7 protein-coding genes and 1 tRNA gene are annotated in these 6,544 nt (G+C 70.7%); 5 read left to right on the top strand and 3 right to left on the bottom strand.

Annotated elements, in window-relative coordinates; all coding sequences use genetic code 11:
• Positions 1-1,365 (bottom strand): dynamin family protein (locus tag CCN72_RS11215; RefSeq protein WP_107430086.1); only part of this gene is annotated, 1,365 nt, incomplete at its 3' end.
• Between the two features lie 274 nt (positions 1,366-1,639).
• Between CCN72_RS11215 and CCN72_RS11220 the strand changes: the two genes are divergently transcribed.
• From CCN72_RS11220 to CCN72_RS11240, 5 genes are all read left to right on the top strand, one after another.
• Positions 1,640-1,715 (top strand) — tRNA-Arg (locus tag CCN72_RS11220).
• Between the two features lie 242 nt (positions 1,716-1,957).
• Positions 1,958-2,515, top strand: coding sequence for a GNAT family N-acetyltransferase (locus CCN72_RS11225; RefSeq protein ID WP_086807388.1), 558 nt, complete (start codon positions 1,958-1,960; stop codon positions 2,513-2,515).
• Between the two features lie 226 nt (positions 2,516-2,741).
• Complete coding sequence (locus CCN72_RS11230; protein ID WP_202452690.1) at positions 2,742-3,839, top strand: tetratricopeptide repeat-containing glycosyltransferase; 1,098 nt, start codon at positions 2,742-2,744, stop codon at positions 3,837-3,839.
• A gap of 77 nt (positions 3,840-3,916) precedes the next feature.
• Positions 3,917-4,876 carry a D-2-hydroxyacid dehydrogenase family protein gene (locus tag CCN72_RS11235; protein ID WP_086807390.1) on the top strand — a complete coding sequence of 320 codons (960 nt, stop codon included), beginning with the start codon at positions 3,917-3,919 and terminating at the stop codon, positions 4,874-4,876.
• Between the two features lie 139 nt (positions 4,877-5,015).
• Positions 5,016-5,312 carry a chaplin gene (locus CCN72_RS11240; protein WP_086807391.1) on the top strand — a complete coding sequence of 99 codons (297 nt, stop codon included), beginning with the start codon at positions 5,016-5,018 and terminating at the stop codon, positions 5,310-5,312.
• Positions 5,313-5,387: 75 nt separating this feature from the next.
• Here the strand turns inward: CCN72_RS11240 and CCN72_RS11245 are convergent, their stop codons facing one another.
• Positions 5,388-6,254, bottom strand: coding sequence for a tyrosinase family protein (locus CCN72_RS11245; protein ID WP_167408670.1), 867 nt, complete (start codon positions 6,252-6,254; stop codon positions 5,388-5,390).
• Positions 6,238-6,544, bottom strand: a 307-nt coding sequence (locus CCN72_RS39950) for a tyrosinase cofactor (RefSeq protein WP_244174189.1), incomplete at its 5' end; no start/stop codon positions are given. The genes CCN72_RS11245 and CCN72_RS39950, both read right to left, overlap by 17 nt.

Raw genomic sequence — 6,544 nt, forward strand, 5'->3', positions numbered from 1 at the left:
GGTACGGCGCTGGCGGCGCGAGCTGGAGGAGTACGCCGAGGACGAGGTGCGCGAACTGGACCGCAGCTCGCGCCGCCAGCGCCGTACCGCGAGGCCGATACGGTGCTCCGCGCTCTCCGGCGAGGGGTCGCACCCGGCGAGCCCCGGGGCCGCGGCGGCGGGCTCGCGGCGCCAGGCCTCGGCCACCCGCTCGTCGGCGGCGGTGACGGCGCACAGCAGCAGCGCGCCGAGGCTCTCCACGAGGGCGTCGAGGAGTTCGCCCGCGGTGCAGTCCAGAGGGAAGGCGCGCCAGCGTTTGAGGGCGCCTCCGGCGAGGACGGCGCCGGACTGAAGGCGGTCGCGCAGACGCGCGTGCTCCCGGTCGTACGCCCCCTCGACCGCGGTGGTGAGCCGGAGTGCGGCCGCGTACTGGGCGGCGGCGGCGCCGGCCAGCTCGGGCATGCGGGTTCTCAGCGAGTCGAGGAGGCCGTGGGCGGTACGGGCCATGACGTACTGCCGGGCACCGGGATCCTGGGCGTGCTGGACGAGCCAGGTGCGCAGGGCCGCGACGGCGGTGGCGGGCAGCAGGCCCGCGCTCCAGACGGACTCGGGCAGCTCCGGCACGGTGAAGCGGGGTACGTCGCCGAGGCCGGCCTTGGTGAGCAGGGCGGCGTACTGCCGGGAGACCTCGGAGACGACCTGGTGGGGCACGCGGTCGAGGACGGTGACGAGCGTGGCGTCGTACTCCTTGGCGGTGCGCAGCAGGTGCCAGGGGACGGCGTCGGCGTAGCGGGCCGCGCTGGTGACCATGACCCAGATGTCGGCGGCGCAGAGCAGTTCGGCGGCGAGGACGCGGTTCTCGGCGACCAGGGAGTCGACGTCGGGGGCGTCGAGGAGGGCGAGGCCGCGCGGGAGGGTGTCGGCGGTCTCGACGCGCAGGGCGCGGACGGGGTGGTCGCCGGGAAGATCGCCCGGGAGCAGGAGGTCGTCGTCGCGGGAGTCGTGGTGGGGCACCCAGACGCGCGCGAGGTCGGGCAGGACGCGCATGCCGCTGAACCAGTGATGATCCGCCGGATGGCAGACCAGGACCGGGGTGCGGGTCGTCGGCCTGAGCACGCCGGCCTCGCTCACGCGGCGCCCCACGAGGGAGTTGACGAGGGTCGACTTCCCCGCGCCGGTGGACCCGCCGACCACGGCCAGCAGCGGCGCCTCGGGTGCCCGTAGTCTGGGTACGAGGTAGTCGTCCAGCTGGGCGAGGAGTTCGTCGCGGTTGGCACGCGCGCGTGGGGCACCGGCCAGGGGCAGCGGAAAGCGTGCGGCGGCGACACGGTCGCGCAGAGCGGAGAGTGTGTCGAGCAGCTGAGGCCGTACGTCCAAGGTCACCACATGTGAAGAATGCCCAATTTTAGGGGAATTCTGAAGCATATGGACATGTCTGCGCGCCGACGGAACAGAAAGGGCGGATGGGGCGACTGGGACATGGGCGCGGGCCAGGCATAACGAGTGCACAACACCCGATGGCGTCGGACGCCAAAAGCACTGCACGATTCGTACCTGCCTGCGATTATCAGGATCGCTTCACCGAACCTCCACATCGAGCCACGGAGGCGAAGCGACAGGGTCGGCGAGCAGGGACCTTTATCCTTGAACGCGCCACCAGGCCCCCGTAGCTCAGCGGATAGAGCAGGCGCCTTCTAAGCGCTTGGCCGCAGGTTCGAGTCCTGCCGGGGGCGCCATCCGTTGCCCTCCCTTCGGGGAGGGCTTTTTGCCGGCCGGGGCCTGTCCTGTCGACGCGCGTCCGCCTCGGCGTCCTTCCGCGGCACAGTGGCGTGTGAGGTCCTGAGGGGTGGAGACCTCGTGGACGAGGGAGCCGTGGCCGCGACGGCGTCCCCGTGGTTTCGGTTCGTACAGCTCCACGGAGCGGTTCGCTGTCGTCTCCGGGTCCGGAGAACAAGGGGCCCGTTGTTAGGCTGCCCGCATGTCCGTTGAGGCCGAGCACGTCGAACTGCGGGCGGCGCGCCGTGCGGACGCGGTGGCTGTGGCGGGGATCTGGTACCGCGGTTGGTGCGACGGGCACCTGGGGAACGTTCCTGAGGCGCTGGTCGCGGTGCGGACGCGGGAGTCCTTCGCGGAACGGGCCCCGCGCCGGCTGGCCGACACGACGGTCGCGGTCGTCGGTGGTGAGGTCGCGGGGTTCGTCATGGTGGTCGAGGACGAGGTCGAGCAGGTTTACGTCGCCGAGCGGCACAGAGGCGTCGGGGTGGCCGTGGCGCTGCTGAAAGAGGCGGAGCGCCTTGTCGCGGCCGGTGGTCACCGTCAGGCGTGGCTGGCCGTCGTACCGGGCAACGCTCGGGCGCGACGGTTCTACGAGCGCAACGGGTGGACGGACCAGGGGCCGTTCGAGCAGTTCGCACCGCGCGACCAGGGACAGGTCACGGTGCCCGCGCATCGGTATGTGAAGCGGCTCGGCGACGAGGCCCTGCGGCACAGCACAGGCCGACCCGCGGAAAAGGGCCGCGCGCGTCGCCCGGAGTGAAGCCGTCGCAGGTCACGCGACGCCCGGGTGCGTACGAGTGAGCCAGCCGTCGCGAAGGCCGGTCACCCGGTCGACGGGGCTCTCTCCGGGGCCCCGTGCCGTCGGCGTCGAACAGCCACAGCCCCGCAAATACGCCGGATTCCCGCTCCCCTTCCATTAGAGTCCCCGAACGGAACGCGGCTCCGAGCGACAGTGCGAGGAATTCATGGCGAGCATCTGCCTGAATATGATCGTGAAGAACGAGGCTCCGACCATTCGGAAATGCCTTGAGTCGGTGCGGCCCCTGGTCGATACCTGGGTGATCGTGGACACGGGGTCGACGGACGGGACTCAGGAGGTGATCCGGGATTGTTTCAAGGACTTTCCCGGGGAGCTCCACGAACGGGAATGGAAGGGGTTCGACGGCAGCCGCAGTGAGGCGATCGAGTTGGCGCGGGGCAGCGCGGACTATCTGCTGTTCATCGACGCCGACGACGAGATGCGCATCCGGCCCGGGTTCCGGATGCCCGAGCTGACGCTGGACGCCTACAACATCGCCCTGCACGACGGACCCGTGGTGCACTGGCGGATGGCCCTGGTCGCCACGCGGCTGCCGTGGCGGTACGAAGGGGTGCTCCACGAGTACATCACGTGCGACGCGCCCCACAGCACCGGGACGCTGGAGGGGGCCCACATCCTCACCGTCGGGGGCGGGGCGCGGCTGCGGGACGAGGGGAAGCGGGAGAAGTATCTGCGGGACGCGGAGATTCTCGCCAAGGCTTTGGTCGAGGAACCGGACAATGCCCGTTACGCCTTCTACCTGGCCCAGAGCTGGCGGGACGCCGAGGAGCCGGAGAAGGCCCTGGCCGCCTATGACAGAAGGGCGGAGATGGCCGGGTGGGTGGAAGAGACGTACTGCGCCAAACTTTATGCGGCACGGCTCGCCGTCCAACTCAAGAGGCCCGCAGGAGAATTGATCGACCGATATCTTCGCGCGTACGAAAGCCGTCCTTCGCGCATCGAGGCCATCGGGGATCTCGCCCGGCTCTGCCGCCTGGAAGGGCGCTGGCCGCTGGCGCACCTGTTCGCCGCGCGGGCGGCCGGGATCCCCCGGCCCGACGACATTCTCTTCGTCGAGATGTCCTGGCACGAATGGCGCGCGCTGGACGAACTCGCCGTGGCCTCCTATTGGATCGGCGACTACGAGAAGTCCCGGGAGTACTGCACACGGCTGCTGGACGGCGGGAAGGTCCCGGAGGGGGAGCGGGCGCGCATCGCGGCCAATCTGGAGTTCGCCGAGGGGAAGTCGGCGACGTCCGCACCGGTCGCACCCACCCCCGCGTGAGCGCACCCCGCCGTCCGACATACATTCGAGGCGCTCAAAGAACACTCGGAGTGCTCGGATCGTGAGGGGAGAACGGCATGCGACTTCGCTGTGCGGTGCTGGACGACTTCCAGGGCGTGGCCGTCGAGTCGGCCGACTGGTCGGTGCTCGGGGACGCGGTGGAGGTCGTGTCGCTGCGTACCCACCTGGCCGACGAGGACGCGCTCGCCGCGGCGCTCGCCGAGTACGACATCGTCGTCACCCTGCGCGAACGCGTCGGCTTCCCGGGCTCGTTGCTCGCCCGGCTGCCCCGGCTGCGGCTGATCGTGGCGACCGGGATGCGCAACACCGTGATCGACTACGCCGCGGCCGAGAAGTACGGCGTCACCGTGTGCGGAACGCAGAGCTCCGGGACTCCCCCGGTCGAGCTGACCTGGGCGCTGCTGCTCGGGCTCGCCCGGGGGATCGTCCAGGAGAACACCGCGTTGCGCACCGGCGGGCCCTGGCAGTCCACCGTCGGCGCCGATCTGCACGGCGCCCGCCTCGGTGTGCTCGGGCTCGGCCGGATCGGCGGCAAGGTCGCGCGGGTCGGGCTCGCCTTCGGGATGCGCGTCGCCGCGTGGAGCCCGCGGCTGACCGAGGAGCGTGCCGCGGCCGCCGGGGTCGAACTGGCCGCCTCCAAGGAGGAGTTGCTGGCCGAGAGTGACTTCGTCTCCGTGCATGTGCCTGGCGGCGATCGCACCCGGGGTCTGGTCGGCGCCGCCGAACTCGCCCTCCTGAAGCCGACCGCCTACCTGATCAACACCTCCCGTGCCTCGGTGGTGGACCAGGACGCCCTGCTCGCCGCGCTGCACGAGGGCCGGATCGCGGGTGCCGGCATCGACGTCTTCGACATCGAGCCCCTGCCCGCCGACCACCCGATGCGCACCGCCCCCCGCCTGCTCGCCACCCCGCACCTCGGCTATGTCTCCGCGGCCAACTACCGGACGTACTTCACTCAGGCGGTGGAGGACATCCAGGCCTATCTGGCGAAATCTCCGGTACGACAATTGCCGTGAAACGCCTGATAACGGATACCTGTCTGTTGAAAGGGTGATCCCCCGCTGATCACCGTGACCCCTGCCGGACGGCCGCGTTGAACGGGGAGTGCGACGGCGGGAACAGCCGTCGCGTAACCCGATCGACAGGAGGAACGTGATGTCTCGCATCGCGAAGGCAGCCGCCGTGGCCCTCGGCACCGGTGCCGTGGTGATCGGTGGGGCCGGGCTGGCTCTGGCCGACGCGGGCGCCGAGGGCGCGGCCGTCGGTTCGCCCGGCGTGCTGTCCGGCAACGTGATCCAGGTTCCGGTCAACATCCCGGTGAACGTGTGCGGCGACTCGGTCGACGTCATCGGTCTGCTGAACCCGGCCTTCGGCAACACCTGCGTCAACCAGGGCGGCACTCTCGCGCAGCCCAGCAACGGCTACGGCAGCAACAGCAGCTACGGCGGCTGAGACCCCGTCGCGCACCGCGAAGAGCCCCGGCACCTCCGAGCGCCGGGGCTCTTCGCATCCCTCACCGGTGCGAACTCACTCGTACCGGTAGACCCCGCTCATGTCCTCCAGCTGATCCGGGGTGTCGCTCCACGGCGGCAGCTTGTCGTGCCGGGCGACGACCCGGCCGTGCTGCGCGTCACCGGCGCCGGGCGGAGCGGCCGGCAGATAGCGGTGGCTGCTGTGCGCCCCCTGCCAGCGCTCCCACTGCATGTCCAGGTAGGCGTGGTGGAGCCAGAACACCGGGTCGTTGACCGACGCGGCGCCGAGCATCGCCCCGCCGACCCAGCGGTGCACCCGGTTGTGGTTGTGCCAGGAGGCGCTGCCGCTGCCGGTGCCCCAGCCCTCCAGCTTGTTCCGGAAGCCCTGGGTGACGGTGGAGTCCCAGGGCTGTACGTCGTAGACCGGATCGTTCAGCGCCCAGCTCACGTCGTCCTTCGTGGGCAGTTGGATGGGCGAGGCGGCGCGGCCGAGGTCGCGGGTGAGGTAGCGGCCGTCGGTGACCCCCACCTTGATGGCCCAGTTGCCCGTCGAATAGGCGAACGGACCGGTCGTCACCTGCTGGTCGGAGCGCCGGCCGTTGCCGCCGAGCAGATCCTTGGTCCAGGGCACCGAGGTCGCCGTGCGGTCCCGGGTCCAGTCCCAGTACGGCAGGGTCACCGAGGAGTCGACGCGGCGCAGCGCGTCCTCCATGTCCAGCAGGAACCGGCGGTGCCAGGGCAGGAAGGACGGCGCCATGTGGGCGGTGCGCAGTTGGGTCTCGCCGTCGGCGGCGAAGTAGGCGACGTGGGTGCGCACGAACTCGTCGTACTCCCCGCGCCTCTTGACCTCCAGTACGGCGTCCACGAATCGTTTCCGCTCGGTCGCGGTGAGGGCTCCGGCGTTCTTACGCACGTACGCCATGCCGGCCCCCCGTCCCCATGCCCAGGTCCTGGACGGGCGCACCCGTTCCGCCGCTGCCGCCCATGTCCATGCCACCCATGCCGCCCGTGCCGCCCGTGTCCACGGTCAGGCCCATGCGGCCCATCATGTCCTTGACGCCGTCGGGCAGCATGCCGTCCAGCGGGTCCGGGGAGAGGTCGCTGAGCCGCTGGCCGGGGCCCAGTTCGTCCACCGCGGCCCGCGCCGCCTCCCGGGGTGTGCGGTACGACGTGTAGTGGTCGACCATGCTCAGCCAGGTGCCGTCGGCCCGC

The organism is Streptomyces murinus (genome assembly GCF_002154555.1).
In the GTDB taxonomy this organism is placed as follows: domain Bacteria; phylum Actinomycetota; class Actinomycetes; order Streptomycetales; family Streptomycetaceae; genus Streptomyces; species Streptomyces murinus.

Coding starts and splice junctions, on each gene's coding strand:
- CCN72_RS11235 (WP_086807390.1), top strand. CDS start 3,917: ATGCGACTTCGCTGTGCGGTGCTGGACGACTTCCAGGGCGTGGCCGTC.
- CCN72_RS11230 (WP_202452690.1), top strand. CDS start 2,742: ATGATCGTGAAGAACGAGGCTCCGACCATTCGGAAATGCCTTGAGTCG.
- CCN72_RS11225 (WP_086807388.1), top strand. CDS start 1,958: ATGTCCGTTGAGGCCGAGCACGTCGAACTGCGGGCGGCGCGCCGTGCG.
- CCN72_RS11240 (WP_086807391.1), top strand. CDS start 5,016: ATGTCTCGCATCGCGAAGGCAGCCGCCGTGGCCCTCGGCACCGGTGCC.
- CCN72_RS11245 (WP_167408670.1), bottom strand. CDS start 6,254: ATGGCGTACGTGCGTAAGAACGCCGGAGCCCTCACCGCGACCGAGCGG.